The sequence below is a fragment of the Faecalimonas nexilis genome, assembly GCF_059731825.1.
This window is the reverse complement of sequence record NZ_AP029189.1, coordinates 1,767,802-1,791,901: the sequence shown is the minus strand read 5'-3', so window position 1 is coordinate 1,791,901 and position 24,100 is coordinate 1,767,802. Positions and strand designations below refer to the sequence as shown.

At 37.5% G+C, this 24,100-nt stretch carries 25 protein-coding genes; 3 read left to right on the top strand and 22 right to left on the bottom strand.

Annotation, left to right across the window (positions count from 1 at the left end; all coding sequences use genetic code 11):
• Positions 1-13 precede the first annotated feature (13 nt).
• The 18 genes from AC6I5B_RS09030 to AC6I5B_RS08945 form a co-directional block, all read right to left on the bottom strand.
• On the bottom strand, positions 14-796 hold the full coding sequence (locus tag AC6I5B_RS09030) for a hypothetical protein (protein WP_497773753.1): 783 nt from the start codon (positions 794-796) through the stop codon (positions 14-16).
• Positions 793-1,977, bottom strand: coding sequence for a ribonuclease E/G (locus AC6I5B_RS09025; protein ID WP_117788047.1), 1,185 nt, complete (start codon positions 1,975-1,977; stop codon positions 793-795). The genes AC6I5B_RS09030 and AC6I5B_RS09025 overlap by 4 nt, the downstream gene beginning before the upstream one ends.
• Complete coding sequence (locus AC6I5B_RS09020) at positions 1,977-2,687, bottom strand: TIGR03936 family radical SAM-associated protein (protein ID WP_004612613.1); 711 nt, start codon at positions 2,685-2,687, stop codon at positions 1,977-1,979. The genes AC6I5B_RS09025 and AC6I5B_RS09020 overlap by 1 nt, the downstream gene beginning before the upstream one ends.
• Entirely contained in the window at positions 2,653-4,518 is a 1,866-nt protein-coding gene (locus tag AC6I5B_RS09015) for a TIGR03960 family B12-binding radical SAM protein (RefSeq protein ID WP_071143988.1), read from the bottom strand. The genes AC6I5B_RS09020 and AC6I5B_RS09015 overlap by 35 nt, the downstream gene beginning before the upstream one ends.
• 379 nt (positions 4,519-4,897) lie before the next feature.
• On the bottom strand, positions 4,898-6,250 hold the full coding sequence (locus AC6I5B_RS09010; protein WP_004612622.1) for a tyrosine-type recombinase/integrase: 1,353 nt from the start codon (positions 6,248-6,250) through the stop codon (positions 4,898-4,900).
• Positions 6,243-6,605 carry a tyrosine-type recombinase/integrase gene (locus tag AC6I5B_RS09005; protein WP_497773752.1) on the bottom strand — a complete coding sequence of 121 codons (363 nt, stop codon included), beginning with the start codon at positions 6,603-6,605 and terminating at the stop codon, positions 6,243-6,245. Before AC6I5B_RS09005 ends, AC6I5B_RS09010 begins: the two co-directional genes overlap by 8 nt.
• A 137-nt stretch (positions 6,606-6,742) precedes the next feature.
• Positions 6,743-7,294, bottom strand: a complete 552-nt coding sequence (locus AC6I5B_RS09000; RefSeq protein WP_497773751.1) for a site-specific integrase — start codon at positions 7,292-7,294, stop codon at positions 6,743-6,745.
• Positions 7,291-7,473, bottom strand: a complete 183-nt coding sequence (locus AC6I5B_RS08995; RefSeq protein ID WP_117788054.1) for a hypothetical protein — start codon at positions 7,471-7,473, stop codon at positions 7,291-7,293. Before AC6I5B_RS08995 ends, AC6I5B_RS09000 begins: the two co-directional genes overlap by 4 nt.
• Before the next feature lie 112 nt (positions 7,474-7,585).
• Positions 7,586-7,783, bottom strand: coding sequence for a helix-turn-helix domain-containing protein (locus AC6I5B_RS08990; RefSeq protein WP_083864358.1), 198 nt, complete (start codon positions 7,781-7,783; stop codon positions 7,586-7,588).
• Between the two features lie 211 nt (positions 7,784-7,994).
• Complete coding sequence (locus AC6I5B_RS08985; protein WP_004612625.1) at positions 7,995-10,988, bottom strand: DEAD/DEAH box helicase; 2,994 nt, start codon at positions 10,986-10,988, stop codon at positions 7,995-7,997.
• Entirely contained in the window at positions 10,988-11,962 is a 975-nt protein-coding gene (locus AC6I5B_RS08980) for a hypothetical protein (protein WP_177503409.1), read from the bottom strand. Before AC6I5B_RS08980 ends, AC6I5B_RS08985 begins: the two co-directional genes overlap by 1 nt.
• 86 nt (positions 11,963-12,048) lie before the next feature.
• Positions 12,049-14,124 carry a PcfJ domain-containing protein gene (locus tag AC6I5B_RS08975; RefSeq protein ID WP_181989695.1) on the bottom strand — a complete coding sequence of 692 codons (2,076 nt, stop codon included), beginning with the start codon at positions 14,122-14,124 and terminating at the stop codon, positions 12,049-12,051.
• Positions 14,105-14,446, bottom strand: a complete 342-nt coding sequence (locus AC6I5B_RS08970; RefSeq protein WP_004612639.1) for a hypothetical protein — start codon at positions 14,444-14,446, stop codon at positions 14,105-14,107. The genes AC6I5B_RS08975 and AC6I5B_RS08970 overlap by 20 nt, the downstream gene beginning before the upstream one ends.
• 26 nt (positions 14,447-14,472) lie before the next feature.
• The gene (locus AC6I5B_RS08965; protein WP_004612640.1) at positions 14,473-14,766 is read right to left on the bottom strand and encodes a hypothetical protein; all 294 of its coding nucleotides are present in this window, start codon (positions 14,764-14,766) and stop codon (positions 14,473-14,475) included.
• Between the two features lie 28 nt (positions 14,767-14,794).
• Positions 14,795-15,469 (bottom strand): DNA polymerase III subunit beta, encoded by a 675-nt coding sequence (gene dnaN, locus AC6I5B_RS08960; protein WP_497773750.1) that lies wholly within the window; start codon positions 15,467-15,469, stop codon positions 14,795-14,797.
• A gap of 75 nt (positions 15,470-15,544) precedes the next feature.
• Entirely contained in the window at positions 15,545-16,309 is a 765-nt protein-coding gene (locus tag AC6I5B_RS08955; RefSeq protein ID WP_022250343.1) for an ATP-binding protein, read from the bottom strand.
• A complete protein-coding gene (locus AC6I5B_RS08950) occupies positions 16,306-17,862 on the bottom strand; it encodes a Mu transposase domain-containing protein (RefSeq protein ID WP_118724013.1) in 1,557 nt (518 codons plus the stop codon). The genes AC6I5B_RS08955 and AC6I5B_RS08950 overlap by 4 nt, the downstream gene beginning before the upstream one ends.
• 111 nt (positions 17,863-17,973) lie before the next feature.
• The gene (locus tag AC6I5B_RS08945) at positions 17,974-18,459 is read right to left on the bottom strand and encodes a hypothetical protein (RefSeq protein ID WP_497773749.1); all 486 of its coding nucleotides are present in this window, start codon (positions 18,457-18,459) and stop codon (positions 17,974-17,976) included.
• A 157-nt stretch (positions 18,460-18,616) separates the two neighbouring features.
• On the opposite strand from AC6I5B_RS08945, the gene tnpA reads away from it, so the two are divergent.
• The 3 genes from tnpA to AC6I5B_RS08930 all read left to right on the top strand — a co-directional run bounded on the left by tnpA (position 18,617) and on the right by AC6I5B_RS08930 (position 21,136).
• Entirely contained in the window at positions 18,617-19,030 is a 414-nt protein-coding gene (gene tnpA, locus AC6I5B_RS08940) for an IS66 family insertion sequence element accessory protein TnpA (protein WP_172590409.1), read from the top strand.
• Complete coding sequence (tnpB, locus tag AC6I5B_RS08935) at positions 19,024-19,368, top strand: IS66 family insertion sequence element accessory protein TnpB (RefSeq protein ID WP_119636218.1); 345 nt, start codon at positions 19,024-19,026, stop codon at positions 19,366-19,368. The genes tnpA and tnpB overlap by 7 nt, the downstream gene beginning before the upstream one ends.
• Before the next feature lie 151 nt (positions 19,369-19,519).
• Positions 19,520-21,136 (top strand): IS66-like element ISRgn2 family transposase, encoded by a 1,617-nt coding sequence (locus tag AC6I5B_RS08930; protein ID WP_119636217.1) that lies wholly within the window; start codon positions 19,520-19,522, stop codon positions 21,134-21,136.
• A gap of 357 nt (positions 21,137-21,493) precedes the next feature.
• Here the strand turns inward: AC6I5B_RS08930 and AC6I5B_RS08925 are convergent, their stop codons facing one another.
• The 4 genes from AC6I5B_RS08925 to AC6I5B_RS08910 all read right to left on the bottom strand — a co-directional run bounded on the left by AC6I5B_RS08925 (position 21,494) and on the right by AC6I5B_RS08910 (position 23,922).
• A complete protein-coding gene (locus AC6I5B_RS08925) occupies positions 21,494-22,195 on the bottom strand; it encodes a hypothetical protein (protein ID WP_022250345.1) in 702 nt (233 codons plus the stop codon).
• 149 nt (positions 22,196-22,344) lie between these two features.
• Positions 22,345-22,758, bottom strand: coding sequence for a hypothetical protein (locus tag AC6I5B_RS08920; RefSeq protein WP_004612643.1), 414 nt, complete (start codon positions 22,756-22,758; stop codon positions 22,345-22,347).
• Positions 22,759-22,799: 41 nt separating this feature from the next.
• Positions 22,800-23,030, bottom strand: coding sequence for a hypothetical protein (locus AC6I5B_RS08915; RefSeq protein ID WP_004612644.1), 231 nt, complete (start codon positions 23,028-23,030; stop codon positions 22,800-22,802).
• Between the two features lies 1 nt (position 23,031).
• Positions 23,032-23,922 carry a TNT domain-containing protein gene (locus AC6I5B_RS08910; protein WP_004612645.1) on the bottom strand — a complete coding sequence of 297 codons (891 nt, stop codon included), beginning with the start codon at positions 23,920-23,922 and terminating at the stop codon, positions 23,032-23,034.
• Positions 23,923-24,100 lie beyond the last annotated feature (178 nt).

The window sequence follows — 24,100 nt, the reverse complement described above, 5'->3', positions numbered from 1 at the left end:
GGTTATCCCCTCCTTAAATATCCATGCTCTTACGTTTCTCTCTTGCAATCTTCGCCATATAAGTGTTATTTCCATGCTGATCCAAATACACCAGACATTCTTTTATTTTGTCCTCATTTTGTTCAAGCTCATAAGCTGCAAGTAAATGATATTTGCACCATATTTTTTCAGAAAGATTTCTGGTTCCTTTTGTAAAAAGCTTCTCATAATATTCTTTTGCAACTTTCTGTTCGCCTGTCCTTGCGTCTAATACAAGAACAGCATTGGCAAGTTTTTGTCTGAGATGCTTATTTTTCGGTTTTTTTCGAACCATATCACGCATATCTTCTATCAATCGTGCTGCTCTTGGATAATCATTTCCCATCACTGCACACAGAACTCCCAGATTTTTTACATTCTCTTTATATTTGCCTGCAAGCTTTTGTTTGCTCTCCATGTAAGCAAGCCATTTCCTCGCAGAAGCAAAATCTCCATTGACAAGATATGCGCTGATTAGATCTTGCACGAGAGCATAATAGCTGTCTGTATCTGCCTTTTTCTTTCTTTCCAACTGTTCACACTGCTCTAAAAATTTTTTCGCATCGCAGGTCTTCAGATAGTCTGACATGTACGGAGTTTTCGACTTCTGATAGCGGTCGAGCAAAAACATTGTCGCAAGAAAACATATCAGCAGTATCAGGCAGACTGCTGCCATATAAAATAAAATCTGTTTCCCATTTGGAAGGAAACTGCCCAGAATAAATAAAAAAGCAACAATCAACATCGGTTTCCAAACATCTTTTAATCTCTTTTTCATCTTATCGCCTCTTTTAACGGTTTTCTTACCTTTTTCCGTGTCACTTCCACAAGCTGCAGCTTCGTGATATCCACAAGTGTAGTAGAAATCGGATCTTTCCGAAGTTCCTTTTGAAATACATCGACCAGCTCAGCCATCAGCTCTTTTCCGGAAAGATTAATAAAGTCCACCAAAATGATTCCAGAAAGATTGCGAAGACGTATTTGTTTTGCCACTTCTTTCGCCGCTTCTATGTTAATTTTTAAGTAGGTCCGTTCATCTCTTTTCTTGCTGATACATTTCCCGGTGTTTACATCGATCACAGTCAATGCCTCCGTCGGCTGTATGACAAGATAAGCTCCCGACTTTAACCACACGCGTTCTTTTAGTGCGTCTTCCAGCTTCCGTTCAATATTATGCAGCTTATCTAAAGGAAGCAGAGTATCTTCATAACGATGTACTTTTCCCAGATCTTCCGGTTGATACATTTTCAGATAAGCGATGGTCTCTTCGTAAAGTATTGGATCTTCTATCACAATTTCTTTCAAACCGTCCTGGTAAATATTTTTCAGCTCGCTCAAATATTGCTTCGGCGCCTTTTTTAAACAGGAATAGCATACACGCGTCCCTGCAATTTTTACGAGTTCTTTATACTCTTGAATTAATTGTTCAAGTTCAGCTTTCAGCACTTCTTCCGCTACATCTTTTGCATTTGTACGAATGATAAAGCCATATGCATCTGATTGATAAGAAGCTGCCAGTTTCTGAAAATGTTCTCTCGATTCTTTTGGAAGCTTTGACGAAATTCCGATTCTGGTATCTCCGGTTGTCAAAACTGCATATTTCCCTGTAAAACTAAGTTTCCCGCTGACGGTAGGTACTTTTGTCTTGACCGCCTCCTTTGAGACTTGAACAAGCAATTCATCACCGATGCAAAGTAGTTTTTTCCCAATTTTCTGAGTGAAGATCGGCGTTTCATTCTCATCAAGGGCATAATAGCATTCTACACCTTTGGCAACTTCCACGAAAGCCGCACCGATATTCGGAACAATATTTTTTACTTTTCCAACATAAATATTTCCAAGCACTGCCTGTTCTTTCGTCTCATTCGGAGAACAATGGAACTCTACAATTTCTCCATTTTCCAGAAGCGAAGTCAGGACCTGTTCTTTCCATCTTGTAATGATTAATTTCCGCTCCATTATGACACCTGATCGAGACTCACTAGTTCTCGGTTATCCTCTGTTCCGATATTTGCGTACACTTCAAGACGGTGATGTACAAATGTGATTTCTTCCGCATTCAATCCTAAAAATTGCGAAAATGCCTGCATAACAAGTTCCGGTTTCAGATTTTCCACACTTCCTGTGGCAACCTGCATGTAGATTTCTTCATCTCTCGCTTCAAACTGATAGATCATCGGTTTGATATCCACTTCCTTTTCACTCTTCTTCGTCTTTTTCACAATCATAATCTGCGGTTGATCCAAAAAGATGTCTGCTTTTTCCTTCCAGTCATCCGGAAAAGCATGATTTTTTGCAAAGGACAAATAATCTGCTGCCGCCACAATGGACATTCCTGTACGCTTTTTATCATCAGAAATCTCTACCATATTGACCACCTCAATGCCTTCTACCATCGTTGCATTCATCCGTTCAACAGCCGCATCAAAGTCAATCGGCTCTGTAAGTTCAATATCAAAATATTCTCCGTCGCTTGTCAAACCAACCCCGAGCGGATTGGCAAAGGACATGATCATATGTGGGCTGTATCCACCTGTAAACGCAATCGGAATATCCGCACGGCGCATTACTTTTTGAAAGAAACGCATAATATCCAAATGTCCGATGAATTTCATCACCCCATATTTACGAAATTTAATTCTTGCCTTCAAAACAAACACCTCCTCCATAGATTGCCGCGCCACATCCGGAACACTGCATCCGGCAGTTTGGTGTAACCTTTCCTTCCAATGCATTTTTCCATTCACGTTGCAGGAATTTCTTTGTCACTCCGATATTGATAAAATCCCACGGCAGGATTTCATCCAGATCACGCTCTCTCAAATTATAGAAAGCGATATCTACTCCCGTATTTTCAAATGCCTGAAGCCAAAGGTCATTCCGGAAATGTTCACTCCAGGAATCATATAGACAACCAAGTCGGTACGCCTCCAAAAGTGCTTTGCCGACACGCCTGTCTCCACGGGCAAATACTCCTTCCAGAACTGTGACATCCGCTTCATGCCAGTTATATTTCAAGCTTTTTTTATTGAGTTGTGCTTTCATCTCGTTATTTACGATATGTGCTTTTTGAATGTAATCTTCCTTGTTGCACATTTTTGCCCACTGAAATGGAGTGAATGGCTTCGGAATAAAGAATGAAGTACTTGCCACAATCTGACATTTTCCATTTCTTTGATCTTTCGGAATTTCGTAATAGCGTCTTGCTACTTTTTCTGCGAGATGAGCAATTTCCTTCATATCTTCTTCCGTCTCGGTTGGCAGTCCGAGCATAAAGTATAATTTTACACGAGTCCATCCGCCCTCAAATGCCTGTCCGGCACCTTCTAAGATAATCTCCTCGGTGAGCCCTTTATTGATAACATCGCGTAATCTTTGAGATCCTGCTTCCGGTGCAAATGTCAGACTGCTCTTTCGAACATCCTGTACTTTACTCATAACATCCAGCGAAAAGGCATCGATACGAAGCGATGGAAGTGATACGTTAATCCCTTTTCCCTTAAATTCATCAATCAGAAAATTTACAATTCCCTGGAGCTGTGAATAATCACTGGAGCTTAATGAACTCAAAGAAATCTCCTCATGTCCAGTGCTTTTTAGCATCTGATACGCATATTTTTTTAGTCTCTCCAAATCTCGTTCACGCGTCGGGCGATAAAGCATACCCGCCTGACAGAAACGACATCCGCGAATACAACCTCTTTGAATCTCCAGTACAACACGGTCCTGTGTCACTTTGATAAATGGCACGACCGGTTTCTCCGGATAGTAAGTATTTGTGATATCCAGCACCATCTGTTTTTCAATCGTACGTTTTGCATGTACGTTGTTCGGCTCAAAAGATGCAATTGTTCCATCTTCATTGTAAGTCACATCATAAAAAGCCGGCACATAAAGTCCCGGAATCTCTGCTGCACGCTCCAAAAACTCTTTTCTAGGTGCGCCGGAAGCTTTCCACTCCTTATAAGCGTCCAACAGTTCATTGTAAACGGTCTCGCCTTCCCCGATATAGAAAATATCAAAAAAGTCTGCTAAAGGCTCCGGATTGTATGTACACGGACCACCGCCAATGACAATCGGATCATCATTTCCACGATCTTTTGCAAACAGTGGAATCTGGCTTAAGTCAAGCACCTGTAAAATGTTCGTGTAACACATCTCATATTGAATTGTAATCCCAAGAAAATCAAATTCTTTGATAGGATCCTGAGACTCTAATGCAAACAATGGGATATTCTGTTTTCTCATAATCTCGTCCAAATCCGTCCATGGAGAATAGACACGTTCACACCATACATCCGCTCTGTGGTTGAACATATCGTATAATATCTGAATTCCAAGATGGGACATACCGATTTCATAGACGTCCGGAAAGCACATGGCAAAACGGATATCCACCTCATTTTTGTTTTTCATCACCGAGTTCACTTCGTTCCCGATATACCGGGCCGGCTTCTCGATTTTTAGTAATATTTCATCATTTAAAGCTAGTTTTCTCATATTTCTCCTTTCATTTTTGTTTAATATATACAAAAAAGTAATCTTATTTTCTTTTTCGATTTTCACGAAAAATAGCTGTTTTTTTATGATTTTCAGGGACGCTTTTCAGTATGAAAAATGCTGTTTTTCATCTGATTTTTGCCCTTGCGTAACAAATTTACTTTTTTTCTACTGTGCAGCACTATGCATAATTATACACCATTTTCATGGTCTTGCATAAAATACATAGCACTGCATAACATAATTTGATACTATAAATCACCTATTTTATAATTAAATTCTTAAAAATTTTGTCCTGCTTTTCCTATCATTTAACACCCTATATGAGAATATGATATTGTTTGATATGAAGCAGCAGAAAACATTCTGAAACAGCATGTTAACCCACCGTATTATATACTTTTTGCGGAAGGAGTTCAAGCAAATCTTTCTCAGATATCTGAATGTCGAATACAAAATCTGTTTGAGGCAGAATATCTATTATAAAATTGCCAATCACCTTCTCACAGTCATATATTTCTTCAGGAAGATTGATATAAACATCCTTTGTAACCCCTGTTCCATTATGTCCCATACAGACAGATATCGCTTTCAAACTAATATCATTTTCCTTTAAAACAGTTGCGTATGTATGTCTCAAATCATGCCATCGCATTTTGGGCAAATTGCAATCTGCTAACAGTTCTTTAAAAGATTTCCCCAAATTACCCCTGTTATAGGGCAAACCGTTTTCTCTAAAACATACAAAGTCCAGATCCTGAAATTGGGGATTGGATTTCTGCACTGTTTCATACTTATGGCGTGCCACAATCAATTCATCTATAACAAAATCACCCAAAGGAATATCACGTTCTCCTGAATGAGATTTTGTTTTCACCTCTTGTGTACATAATCGGTTGTCTGCCTCACCATCATTTGAAGTTGTTCTCCCTAACTGTCGTCTGACATGTAATTCCCCTTCCCACCAATCAATATCCGAGAATTTGATTGCAATCACTTCAGATATTCGAAGGCCGGTTGTTAACGTCAAAAGTAATGGTATATACATTTCTGCTTTGGTTTCTTTACATTTTAACAGCAATAATGAAATTTGCGGAATGGAAAGAATTGGATACTCCTTTTTTTGATGTTTTATAGTGCCTTCTCTTAACGCTTGATTATAAGCTTTTTTCACAGCCTTTTTTTTCATACGAATTGCAGTTAGAACAGGATTTATTCGTATCATCTGATGGTTTTTTGCGTATGTAAAAGCACCTTTCAAAACAGTATAGGATAAAAGCAAAACACTCACTTTTTCAATAGAATCCAGCCCTTTTTTAATATCGTCACGTTCGATATCTGTAATTTTGCTGTTTGGATCCCATGTTTTTAAAAAGTAATTGTAGATTACATTGCGATAGCTACAAAATGTATGATAGGATATCTTTCTTTCATCAATCATATAATAATATAGCCAGTAGTCAAAAAATTCTTTTAGCGTGTATTCAAAAGGAATAAACCTTTTTGAATGCAACTCAGCAATCGCAAATTCCTTTGCTTTCAGCGCTTCTGTTTTCGTACTATATCCACCTTTTTGCATAGGAATTACAATTCCAGTGGAAAACGTCAGAGAAAAACGGTATGCAAATTTTCCTCTTACAGGAGTAATTGTATCTCTAAATTTCCATGAAACGATATCACCATATTGAAAACTTTCTTTAACATCAGGTTTTATAATTGGCTTTTTATTCATGTGTACACCCTCCCGCAGCAGATTTGGAAGCGGCATTAATTGGATCAAATGAGGAATCAATCAATGCTGAAATTTTCCCTTTCGCTTCAATAATGCCACAATAAATTTCAAAGGTTGTTGCAATACTTTTATGCCCCATTATTTTAGAAATTTCTTCCAACTGCATTCCTTGCTCAATTAAAATTGTTGCAAATATATGACGCAAATCATGCATACCGATTTTGGGAAGTGAGTTTCTTTCACACATACGCTCTAAAGCAGCGTTACAGGTAGTTTCTCCTTTTATATTTCCTTTTGGTCCAATACAGATAAAATCTTTCCATTCTGGTTCATCTTCTCCAAGTTTTTCAAACAACTGCATATTTTCCTTTTTTCGAATTTCTAATTCTTGAAAAATAATGTTATGGATACGCAGTGTCCGATAACTACATAATGATTTTGGCGGTTTTACAGATTGCTTTGAAGATAGTATCTTATAAGATAAATTTCCTTTTACAACAATTTCATAATCTCTCGTAACTGTCGTTCCACTTTAACCGTTTGATTTTCCGAATTAAAATCCGAATATTTTAAACCTAAAATTTCACCTTTGCGTAAACCTACAAACAAAGCCAGTAAAATCTCTAAATAAACAGAATGGTATTCATATGCTGCTTGAAGCAATGTCTGTATCTGTTTTTTAGAATATATAACCATTGCAGGAACATCCCAATAATACTTTTTCATATCTAGCAACGGATTGGTCTCAAGATAGCCATCATCAAGAGCATCTTTCAAGGCTACATTAAATACTTTGTTTATCATTGGCCCTGCACTTTTACAATAGTCTTTACAATTCTCTAAAATTTCATTTAGATAATTGGAAGATACCATGCCTATTAAAATATCCTTCGGTGTATTTGGAATAATGATTTTATAAATCGTCCATGAATACCCCACTTTAATAGAACTATCTGCATTAGGAAGAAATATTTTTTGACACCAGTAATCTAAATATTCAAAGAACGTATATCTCATATTTGTCAAACTTTTAATTCGTTTCATCTGTTTTTGATATCGTTCATTTTCCTGCTCTTGTGCCTGCTTTGCCTCTTCAATAGAGGAAAATCCTGTTTTTTTTCATATTCAATTGTATAGGTATTACAGTTAACTGTCTTTGTCAGAAAACTCCATGTGCCATTTTCATAAAATACAGCTCCTTTATTAATCATTGATTTTTCCATATAAAGTACCTCCTGTTTGGTAGGTGCTTATATGCTTTCTTTTGCCATATAAGCACCGTAACATAATTGATTTGTGTGTGTCAATACCTGCATCTATGTTTGTAAACATGCTTTAGTTTCCTTCATCTAGCCAACGGTCAAATGAAGCTTTGGGAATACGATAAATATTTCCAATTTTTATAACTTTGAAAGGTTTCTGTTTTACATACACCTCTTGTATAAAAGCATAGGCTTTTGTACGACCAATATTTAAGATTTCCTGAATATCTTCTACTTCGTATACACGTTTTTCTTCTGAATGTGTACCTATATGCTCACCTCCTAAGATGCCAATTTCATTTGGATTTTCTGATTTTTAGTTATTTGTAAATAATTGGATTTTATTTTAGATACATTTAGACAACATGAATTCTTTCTGTAAGATTTGTAATCTGAATTGAATTTATTAAAACCTAAAAATAGTTAAATAACCCTTTCTCTGTTCCCTCTTTTAAGAGTTTACAAATAGTAAAATATCGATTCTAACGGATTTTCTGCTCACCCCATTGAATTTGAAGTTTCCCTTCCTGATCCACACCAGTTGTCATTAAAAGAGAAAATATCTGAGGATTGATACCGAATTTTTCATATAATTCTCCGTTCTCTATTAATTGATTTTTCATGAACAAATTAATTTTCTCCTTTGCCAATATCATTTTTAGCAGATTCACTTCAATGGAATTTTCGTAAATCAAAAATACCACTTGTTTAAAATTTTGAGATGTATAACGAATAAACCGAAAATAGTATTGTTCCATAGCTGCATGGTTATAATGAAGTTCAGGCAAAATAATTTTATCCACATCATCAATATTCATGGACTCTGATAAGCTTTGCTGTGTAGAAAGCAAAATTCCATTCTCTGTCTTTCTCAGTTCTTCTACAATCCGCTGCCGCTGTTTACAAGGATTTTTCTTTCCTGTGATCATAAAAATTGGCCTTTTCGGAAATGCCTGTTTTAAATAGTGGTAATAGGACTCCGCTACTTCTATCTTGCGAACTCCAATGGCAACTCTTTCTTTTTCCCACATCTGTAAAAGATGTATTGCTTTTTTAACTTTTGTAGGCGGTTCATTACTGTTATATTCGTATGCAAGAGAGGGATCTGCACATATTTTCAGAAGCAGCATCAATTGTTGTAAAATCCGAAACATAGCATCTTTTCTTGCGTTTTTACAAGCCACAAAGTATTTCCTGCGGATTTTATCAAATTCTTTTATGGCAGTCAGATAAACTTCCTTTTCTGTCTGATTAAAAGAGCAAGTTCCTTGATAAATTTTATAAATTTTTCTACCAACTACTTCCTCAAAATTTTTCGTTATTACGGTTTTTTCTAATAATTCATCTAAAAATGAGGAATTATAAATGTCTTGGTTTGCCTTTTCAAGGCCAAACACCGTAATCTTCTTTGGCAAATAAGAGAAAGAAAATAGTTCATATCCCTTTTTATAGGCAGGAAATGGTTGATTAAAAAAAGGGTTCGCATATTTTTCCATCTGTCCATTCCCGAATCGGAAAATCCACTCATTTTTTGCAAGATAATGAATCGAATTATTATAAAGCAGCTCTAATTGTGGAGCAGCTTCTACAACATTGTTTCGCGTCATTGTTCCAGTCGCCAGCACTTTATATCTGCACTTTCGGAAGACAGAAAGCATTGCTTTTGTCCTCTTGGAACTTCCATTGCTGATTGTATCGCTTTCGTCGAAAATCAACATGACCTTCTGACAACGGATACGGACCAGTTTTTTCATCTCTCTTTTTAAGTCTGTCAGTAGGTTGACTGTCAAAAGTACAATCTGCCCTTTCTGCACCCTTTTAATATCTTCTCTTTTTCGGATACGGTAAAAATCAATCTGATAGTCTGTAAGTATTTCTTCCCATGTATTATTGATTGCCAGAGCTGTGCTAACAATAAACACATTCCGAACAGGGCTATATTTTATTCTGTACTGTGCCATCGCCAGCGTACAAAGGCTTTTTCCGGTTCCCATAGAAAACTGTAGGGCTGCATATCGTTTCTGCAACAGTTTATTCACTTCTTGTTTCTGTATAGGATTTAGATATTTGACTTCTCCTGTCATCTGGCTTTTTACATGCCACTTTTCCAGATATTCTGCAATTTTCTGATCCTGTTTTATTTTTTTTAATGGTATTTCCTGTAGTTCAAAGTTCCGTCGTTTCTTTTCCAAAAACTTTTCAAATCCTGGAACTTCCGCTTTTGTTAAAACAAACGAATGGATAGAACCTAACTCTACACCACTTCCATTTTCGCGATAATCTTTTACTTTAAATCTATAATTTGTCTTTACAATCCGAGTTTCATTCCTGTAAGTCTTATTCGCAGAAGATAAAATTTCCTTTAATTTCCGTAAAACATCTTCCGGCTGTATCTTGATTTTTTCCCACTCCTGCCAGGATAGTTCCTCTGGTTTTGTTTGTTTCAGGTACTCTTGCAAAATTTTCTCTGCCTGTCCCGTTTTATGAGTAATCTTTCGATTTCTTTTGATATCAAACAACAGTTTCACTGTTTTTTCTTGAAATGCCTGTTTCTGCTTTCCCTCTAAGTCTGTATTCTGGCATTCAAAATAAATATTTGCAGCATTTTTTCTCCGTTCCTGAAGAACCGGTAACACATAAGTTTGATAAATTTCTTGGGGATGTTTCAGAACCACCTTCTTTGTGGTGTAAGGTCTTTCTGTTACATATTGACTCTTTTTCTGTAAGATCATCGCTTTTGTCCGAAAAGATGTCACACCATACTCTTTGAATACATCTGCCGGCAAAGAAAATTGTACAATCAAATTAAACATCTGATTGATTTCTTCAATATCCCCTTTATTTGAAAAATCATCTGAAAGGAAGCTTTCCGGAACCAGCAAAACCAAAAGGCCTCCGTTTTTCAGTACCTGATATGCTTTTTTGCAATAATACATTTGGGAGGATACCGGTGCTTCTTTTGTTCCCCATTCCAAATGAAAGGGCGGATTTCCAAACACAATATCTCCGCTTAAAACAGGGGAATACTGCCGGATATCTCCGTATTGCAGATTTGCCTTCGGATAGAGGTACTGGGCAATCTTTACCGCTTTCATATCAATTTCTGTCCCATAGATATTGTTTTCTGTAGGAAGATAATTGAAGAAATCGCCTTTTCCATAAGTCAAATCATAAATAATATCCTCCGGTTCTGGTTTGACACAGGCAACAAGAAATTTACATACTTCTTGGGGTGTAAAAAACTGTCCCTGCTCTATTTCTTTTTTTGCTTCTGTATAAGCATGAAAATTTTGAAAGTCTTTCCTGTCCAGTCCATGCAGCCCACCATTTCCCGTATATACATTAAAAATATCCTCTGGTGTGATCCCATATAGTTCTGCTTCATGATTTTCCACTAGATACAAAATTTTTTCATTCAATTTTTTCCTTTGCTCCATTGGTATTTGAAGTTCCGTATCTTTTTTGTATTTTTCCATTAGATTACCTCCTTATAGCCCAGGTACTCTTTTGCAAAAGACAATGCATGTACGCCGCTGTCAAAAACGATATCCCATCTACCATTTTTAAAATACTTAAATTTGACAACTTTCTTACCAAGTGCGAGATGCTCATCAAAAATCCCTTCTTTTTCTTTTTTCCCGATGTATGAAAAACTTACAAATCTTTCCAGCCACCCATCATAAATGTTAAACTGTTTTTTTCCAGAGTCAAAAAATGTCAATGCACGTAAAACGGCCTTATATTTTTCATTATCCAGACAAATTTCATATTCTCCCCAAAGATCTGTTTTGCTGTAGACCAGATTTTTGATGGTCAGTTTTTTACTTTGTATATTATATTTTGCGTAGGATAATCCGGCTTTCACATTTTTTTTAATTTCCTGTTCTACCTTTTCTTGAAAACTAAAACCACCAAGATAAGAAAAAATATCATCTACAATAAGCGGATAATCAATTCTGGCAAATAAAACTTCATAAAGATTTTCTTCTTTCTGTTTACGGCATCTCTTCATTTCTTCCCGATAAATTTGTTTCTCTTCTTCTGTTAAAGAAGAAATCCGGTTATGTAATACGGGTTCTGTTGAATCTTGCAGGGAAATATAGCGTTCATACGAATGTATCTGTATAGCAAGGCCATATTTCCGATTAAAGAAAGAAATGATTGTTTTAATAAAATGATTATGTACTTTTTCCATAACTTCTGTTTGCTTCTTCTTATCCATACTAATTAAGTTCTGTTGGTACACCCTATCTGCATATTTCTGTATCCTCCCATAAAAGCTCAGTTCTTGCTGGTGCAGTGTTTCCATATCTACAAACATACTTAAAAAGTGATTCCTAGTACTGTCATATAATTTTTGCTGTATCTGACAAAATCTCTGATCCTCTTCGGAAAGTCTGCTCTTATTTTGGATTTTGACATGTTGTAATTTTTTCAATACGTCCTTCATAACTTGATCCCTTTCATTATAAAAAAGGCAGAAGAATATTCTAATCCCTCTGCCTGTGTTTCTATTCTCTTAAAATTCCCATGTTCCTACGCAGCCTTTTTCTCTTCTTCTCCCTTTAGCAACCTTAATTTTTCTTCTGCATAGCGAACAAATTCTACCATTTCCTGTGGATAATGGATCCGCCCTTTCCCCTGACATTGCACAATCTTCCCTCCTCTCCAGTCAACAGTAAAAAAAGGAGTATCCGGATCTGTTTTTTTCCGGATAAAATACACATCACATTTCCGATTGGCAATATGCGGGATATAGCCGCTTACACAATGTCCTAACGCCTGTCCTTCTTTTTGGATTTCCTGATAATTCCCAGGAACTTTTAAGATATAGTTCTTATCCTGAATTTGTGTATCCAGTAGTTTTATATCTTTCTTTAAAAGGCGGTTCACGGTTCGTCTTTCTTTTGCCTGTTTTTTTCTTTCCATCTTATCTTGTTGTTTTTGATACTCCCGAAAAGTCTTGTCGTGAACATCTTTGAAATTTTTCGGAAACAGAACGTATCGGCTTTTCAGATCATATTCCAACTTTTCTGCCCATCCAATATAATCTTTCCAGCTTCTTATATATGTCTGATAGCATTTCATTTCATCACTACTGATACAAGACACATCACTGGACAACTGATATGCTTTTCCTTTTTCTTTCTTCGCAATCTGTTTTGCTAGATAATTCACAATTTTCCGAATAGATGCATACTGGTGTAATTCCAAAAAATCTTTATTACTCTCAAAAATTTTACAATACCCAAAGATTTCCTGTTCAGACAAATGGATATTTAGTTTCTCCATTTTTTTCAAAACGTCCAATTCCTTCATTCCCATATTATACCTGCTCAGAATAGAACAAAAACGTGAATTTATTCCCAATAGATGCCTGATATTTGTTTCATTTGTTTCTTTCCACTCACTTGGAAGGTGATATAGACATTCCAAAGCAAAATAAAACATATTCTGCTTCACGAACTGTTCAAGCAATGGGAAGTTCAAATATGTCTTCAAATAATATACAACCGGAAATTCTACAGAACGATTATGTTTAACAAAATAATCTAAAGAGCAATACTCAAATGGAGTTCCTTTAAAAACATTTTTTAAATTACATGGATACACCATTCCGGGCATTTGAGTTATCGTCTGATAGACCTTTACGGTATAATTCATATGGTATTTATAATGGAAATAAGGATCTATATATTTCTCTTTCCATACATACTTATGAACAAGACAGCTATAAACTGGGTAATAAAAGCGGAACTTCTCATGAAATACAGCTCGATAGTCTTCCTGATAAGATAATGTATATTCTCCTGTACCATGCGTAACATAAGATTTTCTAACTTCAAAATGGCGTAATATGATTCCTTCTGATGCTTTTTCAATTTTAATAGCTTCTGCTTGATCAGAAAAATATCCTGATTTTCCTTTTGCCTTAAAAATTGATTTCCGCTTGCAAATGGGGCATAGATATTCTTTGTTATGCCTTGGTATAGATTTCTCCAATTGATACTCAGATTTACAATGACTACATGTGCAATCTATCATTTTTTTTCTAGAATACTGATAGAAAATGTACTGACTTTCTTTTAGTACCTCATGTTCCAGCCATTTTTCAAATTTTCTAGTCACTGGTTTCACACTGCGAAATAGATACTCTATATCTTTTGTCATTCTTTTTTTTCTTTCTAATGCCTTTTCTTCTTTTATTTTATACTGTTCTATTTCTATCAACTCTATGCTGTCTACTGCATCATCTGCTCGATGAAAAAATTGTTTAATACTCTTTTTTTCCTTACATGTTCGTATCGCAATCTGAGATATAAATTTCCCCTTTTTAGCTTCCAATATGTCCAAAGTTTTTACAGACCAACGGTTTTCTCTTATAAAATATGTAATAAAGTCTCCATTGGAAAAAAAGATGCGACAGAACGACTGGTATTGCTCCTTTATGATGTCTTCTGCGTCATAAAGATTTAGAATTAAAGTCCGTTTATGCTCTACCGTAGTCTTTTGTACCTTTAACAGATAGTTTTGTCTGCAAAGTTCCATATATTGTTTATCCTTAGTACCAGCTTCTATAACCGGTATCTTTTTAAGTAGTGCTTTCTTCATTTTCCTTCTCTCCATTATTATAAATTTCATCATCTCCAGAGCCTTTTTTCATAGGAATTGCTTCCAAAAAACAGGCAGGTATCTTAAAATGCTCTGCAATTTTCTGCAGTTCTTTTTCACATTCTTCTTCTGCACAAGCCATCTGACATAAGTAAGCAGAAACCTCTGCATTTTTCCAGTATCTTTCAAACTCGCAGGACTGAAAAATATCTATATCGTCTAAGTTCAAAATTTCCTGTTCCATCATATCTTCTGGGCAGAATATCTCTGCATCACGTATATAGATGCTTTTTACCGTAATAATATAATTTTCTCTTTTCATCCTTTACTATTCCTTCCTTCTTTCTTTTACAGGTTCCGTTTCGCTGCATCAAGAAACACTTTTGCAGAATCGCGGATTGCCTCTTTTAGTGCTACATCATGTTCCATACGATAATCCTCATAACATTTCTGGAATAAAGTGATGCACCTTTCCCTATAGTCTTCATTTGCTTTCAATTTGCTATATACCTCTTTGGGAAGATAATCTTCCATATTTTCCAGAATGCTTTCCTTTAAGTACAAATATTTCTGTTCTTCATATGCCTGAAATAATTCCCATTCTGTCAGCAGAATTTTCTGCCCATTTCGAACAATTTCCATACCTTTTTATTCACCCTCTTCTCTCACTTTATGCTGCGGCACTAAGGTTGACCGGAAGAACCAGATACACATAGCTGTCTTTTTCATCTCTTACGGTACATGGTGTTTTCGCATTTGTAAAATACATAAAGACTTCCTCATCATCAATCACTCGTAACATCTCTAATAAAAATTTGGGATTAAACCCAATTCGTAATTTTTCTCCCTCTTTTACAATGAACATACTTTCATTCATAGATCCCATGTTTGAGGCTACTTCCAACGATAAAATGTTTTCCTCAATATTTAGAATAATCGGCTTTTTCGCATCATCCTTCAATAATAAACCTGCCCTGTCAATACATTCCTGTAACTCCTTTTTCTGTACTTTTATTTTTGTTCCATAATCTTTTGATAACAACTGTTCCACTTTTAAATATTCTCCTTCAATCAACCGGGAGATTGCTCTTGTATTTTCTATCTCAAACTGAATATGATTCTCTGTAAAATAAACCGCGACTTCCTTCTCTGGATCCCCACCAATAATCTTGATCATTTCTGCCAGGTTTTTTCCTGGAACAATGACCTTTCGCGGTTCATACTCCTTTTTCAGTTTGACCTTTCTGAGTGAAATACGGTGTCCGTCCAATGCAACGATTTTCAATTCCTTTCCATTAATTTCCCACAATTCTCCTGTCATCGCCTTCTTCGTGGTAGTGCACATTTCGGATAAACGGAGCCCCTTTCCCGCGTCAGCGGTGTAAGAGGCTCGCACCAGCGGTGCGTTATCCGTTTGTTGTTACTTGTTAATAGGTTCCATATCTCTCATGTTCTTACCATTCATCTCCAAACGATAGGCTCCACTAAGCATGCGTGCAAGGCACGCCTCTGCATAAGTATGATCCTGAAACATGTCATACCAGGCAGGTACAGGGAACTGAGAGATTACAAGGATGGATTTATGAGGATCTCTGCTGTCGAATACCTCAAATAAGTTTCGGCACTTATTAACATCCATGTTCATCAATCCAAAATCGTCAACGACAAGAAGATCATAGCCAGCGAACAGATTCAGTTCTTCTTGATAAGTGTCGAGTTTTTCTGCTTTGGACAACTCATTTATCAACTGGCTAGCCTTCATGTACCGGACTGTCTTGAACTGCCGCAAGGCACAAATACAAAGTGCATTGGCAAGGTAGCTTTTACCGGAACTGGTTTTTCCTGTTATGACAAGATTTTTTCCCTGTTCAATCCATTCACATTTGGAAAGTTCCTCTATGATGCGCACATCCAGCTGTCGTTCCGGATTATAAAGCGTTTCATCCAGATCAGCAGCGGGATATTTCAAGGTTGCCTTTTTGATAAAACGATTCAGTTTCTTGGAATAGCGCAGATTCCATTCAGCATCTACGATACGCTGTATTTTTTCTCTGAATGGAAGAAGTTCTGCATTGGGATCTGCAAACACTTCCTCCAATGCTTCTGCCATACCGGAGAACCGCATACTTTTAAGCTTACTGCAGATTTCGTAGTCCTCTGTGGAAAGTTGGTTTTTATTTATCATCGATACTCCTCCTTCCCTCGTAAGTTACTATGCTCTGGAAGTGAGGATGTAGTCGGTACCGAATGATTGTCCTGCATATTTTTCAGGAGCTTTTTGAAATAAGAATACCTACAGGCATTACTTTCCACGCATGTTTTTGCGATATCTTCCAGCAAAAGTCTGGATTGATTCTTACACATATGAAGAATGCCGTTACAACTATTATAGGCTTGTTCTTCGTGCTGAGGTGTAAGAAGCACGGAATCAATAAGTTTACCCATATATGGACCGATACTCGAGGCCCATCGTCTGTAATAAGCGCCATCTTTAGAATTCACTTCTTTGTAGTATTGATGCTCTAGAGCCATGTGCTCCGGCTTGGTGATGTATTTGGGAAAGTCTTTGTAGGACCTTCTATGGGTACAAATCAGCTTGTTATTCCGGTCGCAGATTCGTACCTCTGCCATTGTAGCCTTAAGAATTGCAGGCTGATTATAATACGTGTACAATACTGAATAATAGTGGTCATCATACAACAGATGGTAATTATTCGGTACACGGGCAAAGTATTTATAATCACACAGCGAGAAGGATTCACCGGCAAGTGGCTTCATCTGTGGTTTGTCATATCGAAGGAAACTTTCCATTTTGGAAAGGGACTGGGAGGTCCTTTTCTCGTTGTTGATGTCCGCTATTTTTTGCCGTACATCACGATTGATATCTTCGATACTGTAGTAAACTTTTTCTTTCAGGTCTTCCAACAGATGTGTCTCCAGAAACTGAACGTACTTCTCCACCGTTGGTTTTCCCTTCGGCTTGCGAGGCGGTGGTGGAAGGATTACTACATCGTAGAAATTCTCTAAGTCCTGATAGACACTATTGATTACCAGTTCATCCTTGGTATGCTTGGTGATTGCAGTTTTTAAGTTGTCTGGTACGAGATATTTAGGCACTGCACCATAGGACTCCAATGCATGAACAGTACCGGCAATGAAGTTGGGCAGTTTTTCATCCTCAAAGGCTTCCGCATAAATAAGGTTGCTTACTCCAACAGTTGTAACAAAAAAATGTACCTTTTTTATTTCACCAGTTGATGAATCCACAAGAATTTCCGGTTGATCACCGACCCAGTCGATGTAAACCTTTTCTCCTGGAATCCGTTCCACGACCATGCTGACAGCTTCCGAGCCGTAATGCTTTTCAACGAAGCGTTTAAAATACAGGCAATACTGTGTATATTGATAACCGGAAGGACAGTCCTTCTTGTATTTTAGCCACAGATAAAAGAGATTTGCTTTGCTTCCTGGCATAATTAGCCGCTCATAGACGGCTTGGTAATCAGGCATAACGGAATCATCTTTTCTGCGGAGGTTTTCGGGTGGAAAGAATAGATGTTCCACTTCCTCTGCCGACATTTGTTTCAGCGTATCAAGATCTTTGCCGGATTCTTTGAAGCGGTTCATGATCAGAGTAATTGTGCTGCAGCCAACTTTGTATCGGCTACGGCAATCATCATAGGATATGCCACGTTGACGCATATCGATGATTCCAAGAATTGTAGTACAGTTTTGCATAATTGTATGCTCCTTTCTCATTTGTTTTTACCACGAGAAAACTATACCACAATAAGTCTCACACCGATATTCCGAGCAGGTACACCGGTGGAACAATGTGCTCACACCGTTTCAAACGAAATATTCACACCGGTCGGGCGAAATTTGCATGGTAGTATCTGCTACTGAAAAAATCGTTTGTCGAATTGCCTCTTTTAAATCAAACTCTGAGATCATAACACGATTCTTCCGTTCCACATCTGGTATACAGGTATATTCTTCTGCTGACTTTACTGCAAGATTATACTTGGTTTTCTTACAGCGTACAGTCGCTTGATCTTTTTCTCCTGTTTCTAGGACAACATCTCCCTCTGGAAGTTTTCGTACAATCTCCCCAAATACTTTTGCTTGAATTGCAATACTTCCTTCTTCTTCAATATTTCCTGACATCATCGTTTCAATCCCTAGTTCCAAGTTATTTCCTGTAAGAGTGATTTTCTCTTTTTCTGCCCGAAGCAGAATACATTCCAAAATAGTGGTGGATGATTTCATAGGAACCGCCTTTGATACTGTCTGAACTGCTTTTACTAAATCTGCCTTTTTACAAATAATTTTCATAGGTTATTCGTAAGCGCAAAATAATTCGACGGATTGTGTTGCCCTAAAAATCATTCCATAATAATCAATAGAAAATGCAAGCATTTCACTTCATCTTCTCTTGCTAGAAATGATAGATGCGAGCATTTTACTCTATCCGATTTATGGAGGTGTGCTCATGAGAAGCAAAAGAATACCTACCGAAGAACAATACCGTCTCATCATGGAATGCCGTCAAAGTGGGTTGACAGATCATCAATGGTGTGTGGAACATGACATTAAACCGGGAACTTTTTACAACTGGGTAAAAAGGCTGCGTCAGAAAGGTTGTGTGGATTTGCCAGCGTCAACCGGACGCAGCTATCGTGCACCGGAAAGCCAGGAAGTTGTCAGAGTGGATTTTCATGATACTGACCCGCTCCCATATGAACAGCCATTAAATGTGATTCCGGTAGCTACGGAAAAAAATAACCTTTCCGTAGCAGAGCCAATGAAGCTGTCTGTAGGAAGTTTGCATCTAACAATACCAAATGGAACAGATCCTCAGCTTCTGGCTCAAACGCTTCGCATTGTGAAGGAGTTGGAATGTTAGGGGATATCACAGCCGCCGATGAAATCTATATCGTAACAGGCAGAACGGATATGCGGAAATCCATTGACGGGCTGTGTGCTATTGTAGAGAATCAACTCCATATGGATCCAAGGCGAAGCGCCCTGTATCTTTTCTGTGGAAAACGTTGTGACAGGATCAAAGCTTTGCTTTGGGAATCTGACGGATTTGTGTTGCTGTATAAACGTATGGAAGTCCAGGGCAGATTCCGCTGGCCCAGAAATCAGTTGGAAGTAAAGCAACTGACCTGGCAGCAATTCGACTGGCTCATGTCCGGTCTTGAAATCGAACAACCAAAAGCATTCAAACCTACGGAATGATTGTGTAAAACCTCTATGCCAGCCAACAAAAATGGAGAGCTTTCCACACCCTGTATCATGTCTGCAATCCCTTGTAAATACTGGGTTTTCTGCTTCCTTTTCATTGCTTTTTATGGTATAATAAGAGCAGTAAAAAAGGAGCAGAAGACATATGGCTGGTAATTCAAAAGATTCAAAAATCCTTGCGTACAAGGACATGATCAACCAACTGAATAAAACGATTTCCGCACAGACAGAACTGATCCAGTCTTTACAAAAAACATTGGAAGCAGACCGTCTGGAAAAAGAAAATCTTCGTCAGCAGATTGAATATCTCACGAAGAAGCTCTTTGGTACTTCCAGTGAAAAACGGAAAGATATCGATGGTCAGCTGAATCTTTTTGATGAAGCCGAGCAGGAAGCAGATCCGACATGGAAACAGGAACTTCCTGATGACATCACTGTTCCGGAACATAAGCGAAAAGCACGACGGACACATGCGGATCTCTTTAAAAATGTTCCTTCCTGCGACGAGATCATTTCTCTTCCGGAGGAGGAGCGGAACTGTCCAACCTGCGGAACGCAGATGGAATGTATTGGGAAAGAATTCGTCCGCCATGAATTCCGGTTTACCCCTGCCAAAGGGAAAGTAGTAAATATCTATCGTGAAACCTATAAATGCCCGGAGTGTGCCATATCAGAGGAACACCCGGATGATCAGACATTTGTCAAAGCGCCTGTTCAGGAACCATTGATCCCGGAAAGTTATGCATCGGAATCCGTTGTAGGATGGGCAATGCACCAGAAGTACCAGAATGGTCTGCCATTAAACCGGCAGGAATCGGAATGGAAGCAGCTGGGTGTCCCATTGAGCCGGGCTACGCTTGCTAACTGGATCATTTACTGTACCGAGAATTACCTCTGCCATGTTTATGATTATTTTCACCGTCAGTTACGGATGCGTAAATATCTGATGGCAGATGAAACTCGGGTTCAGGTACTGAATGAGCCGGAGCGCAATCCTGAAACAGATTCCTGGATGTGGCTCTTCCGCAGTGGAGAAGATGGGCTTCCGCCGATCCTGCTCTATCATTACACAGAGACAAGGGCAAAGTTCCATGCAGCATCTTTCCTGCAGGGGTTCCGTGGATATCTGGAGACCGACGGATACCAGGGTTATAACAATCTGCCGGATATCAAACGCTGCTCTTGCTGGGCACATGTGAGACGTTATTTCACAGATGCCATACCGAAAGGGAAAGAGTATGATTACAGCCTTCCGGCGGTGCAGGGAGTACAATTTTGCTCCAAGCTGTTTGATTGTGAGCGGTACTCAAAAGCAAAAAATCATACTGCGGAGCAGAGAAAACAGTTCCGTCTTGAAAAGGAGAAGCCGATACTGGAGGCATTCTGGATTTGGCTGGATCAACAGCGTCCAAACAAGGGAACCCGTTTGGCGAAAGCGGTGAACTATGCCCAAAATCGGAAAGACACCCTGATGACCTATCTGGAAGATGGTCATTGCAGTTTATCCAACAATCTTAGCGAGAATGCAATCAGACCATTCACTGTTGGTCGGAGGAACTGGCTGTTCAGTGCCAGTCCGAAGGGAGCGGCCTCTAGTGCTATTGTGTATACAATGGTTGAGATGGCAAAAGCGAATGACCTGAATACCTACAAATATCTGACATACCTCTTATCACAGCGGCCAGACGATAAAATGTCAGATGAACAGCTGGAACAGCTTGCCCCATGGAGCGAGACTGCGAAAGCAAACTGTCAAAACTAAACATAGAGCAAAACGCTTGCATCTATCATTTTGGTGCAAGCGTGATTCATGGGCAGCGTAGCAATATTTTGCGCTTACGGTTATTCTCCTTTCATACAACTGTAATGTTTACTATAAAAAACTAAATTTTTCCTCCTTTCTTTTTTACATACAAAAAAAGACACAAAAAACCATACGATTTTTCATGTCTCTCTTTATATTTCTTAGGATATTCCTTAAAATACTGCTTTTGGCTTCTGCCAAAATGAAATACTAACTACAAATCTTTCCATTTGTAAAAATATATTCGTTATTATAATAACACAATATATAGCGTTTTACAATCCATTTTTCTATATATTGTATGTGTGATGTTTCTTATAAAATTTCTTTTTGTCCCATATTCCAAAGAAAGGCTTTAAGCGTATCTATCTCCTTTTCTTTGCATAAAATTCTCTTATTCTGATACAAATGAATTATTAGTCCAACCACGCCTATAATAAAATCCTGATTGACGAGATATTCCCCGGAAACATTCAAAAAAGAGGGATTTTTTCGTATTGTTTCCAATACTTTTTCTGTCAGTATATAACCCGATTTTTTCTCTCCTTTTTCTGTATAAATATCCCCTGTTCTTAAATCAATATAAACTACTTCAGACAAACACATAGCCCATGCAGAATCCATGCCCTGATCAAACAGGAAAATCGTTTTCCTTGGAAAATACTTTTTGAAAAAGTGCTGATAGATATTTAAACTTTCCACTTGTTCTTTTTCCGTCAAATAATATGCCGTTCTATATTCATAACCGTAAAAAGCCCGATTAGCAGATTTCCCGAAAAAGTAGAAAGAAGTTCTTTGTTCTTTCTCTCTGATATACCTGGCGACCGCCAGTCCACAATTATCTGTAGTATCTTCCACAAACACAATATCCATAGGGCTTTCTTCATTTGCTTTGCGAAAAGCATCTATCGTAGAATACTCGTAGATTGCATATACGTTATCTGACTGACACGCTTCCTTTCGGATATCATCCAGGAGCTTACTTTCTTTTTGGTAAAATATCGCAATTTTTATCATTGGTATTCCCACCCTTTTTCTTTTAGAATAATATACCCCGGTAAAACTACAAGGTTTTTTGTATAAATTGCCTTTTTTATTGCGTAATTGGCTGTCAACGGTATTTTTTAGGGGCATGTCACCGACATACCCCAACCGTCATCAAATTTCTATGATATAAATGTAAAAAAATTTTCTTCCACATTCACACGACAGACTCTGTCATTTTCTAGTTCACGATACAATACAGAAAATACTTCCACGACTTCCTGAATGCTCAATCCTTGAATTTCTATATTCCGAAAAAGTTCTCCCAAGCATAAATCGGAATCTTTATATGCTTGTTTCACAAGGTTACAGGCATCTTCAATCGTCTTCACCGAAATACAGATTTCTGTTACTATATGCTCAGCCTTTCTTTTTACTGTCTGCTCTGTTTTAGGATTTTTTAATAAAATCCCCATTTTCAGCATGTCCTGTTTCCAACCTTGATAGGAAGGATATTCCTGTTTATCGACATATTTGCGAAACAGTCTGTATACCCCTCTCTCTGTATATGTTCCTTTAACCTTCCAAGAATCCATATTCCTTCTATATGCATCTATACTTTTTATAATGATAAATATTATATGGTTGAATAACGTTTCATTTTTCTCAAAAAAAACTCACAAGCTTCTGTTTCTGTATCAAATACCTTTAATCCAGATTTATGACCTCTCTCACTATAATAAACTTGCCATGTTTCTTCCTTAACAATACATAACTTTTCATTAGGAAACCCACCTATCATTAAAGAGTATAACTCTTTGGGAACTCCTATTTTATTTAATTCTTTTTCCAACTCAACTATTGTCATTTTATTTTACTCTCCTTATTATTCCCGCATCTAATAACTCATCTATTATATCTGGTAACACATATTGTATACCTCCACCAGTTTCATTAAACCACGGTGCAATCTCACCCGCCTTTACCTTCATTGGCTTAAGAACTTCAAATACACTATATGGTTTTAAATCTGTTCCTGGTGCTAATGCTCTCTGACCATAAGATATTCCTTCTGGCGAAGCGAAAGAACCATAATCAGTTCCATATCTATCAATTTTTTCTCCTGGTTTTAAAGTTACCTCATCGAATTTACCATTAAGAAATCCATCTGTATTTTTATCTCCATGTTGACCTGGCCAATTTATTTCACCTGTTGTTTGATTGTAATACTTAGGGTTATCAAATACATCTTTATACTTTAAATATAGTTCTTCATCTGGAGCGTATTTCCAAGAACTTAATTTTAATTTATCAGCTTCACTTACGCCCTCAAAGCCTTTTCTCCGCAAATCTATCAAGTTATCCCCCAGTTCTTCAATATCTGTCTTTCTCGCTACATCTCCAACTTCCGATACTGAGCTATTCGCTGGGTTTCCTGACAAAACTCCTTCTACCACATTGCTTCCCAGCATTGCCAATATACGGCTGTCTGTACTTTGATAGATTGCATCATAAGCTTTATCTTCTGCCACATTGCCAATCAATATCCTTCCACCATCTACGGCGATAGTTTTAAATTTTGTAGCACCTGTTGCTCCTTTTAGGATGCCACCCATCAGCAATGCCATTGCTGAGATCATAGTACTGGCATTTCCTATATTATAATATAATTCTGGATTTCCTGCAAACAGTGTATCACGGATAGGATTTTCTGCCATTGTAAATCCATCCCCGGAAAAGCCAAGAGATATATTATTCATTCCTTCTGTTGCGTTCGATAATCCATATAAGGTAGATGTTCCTCCTACAACAGCTGCACTAAAAAATACAATAGGAGCAGCTGTACCCGCAATTGCTAAGATTTTTTTTTAATCTTCGATGAATATCTGTGTATTCTCCTCAATTGTAACCCCTTGTTGTTTTTTCTTCTGTTTTTTA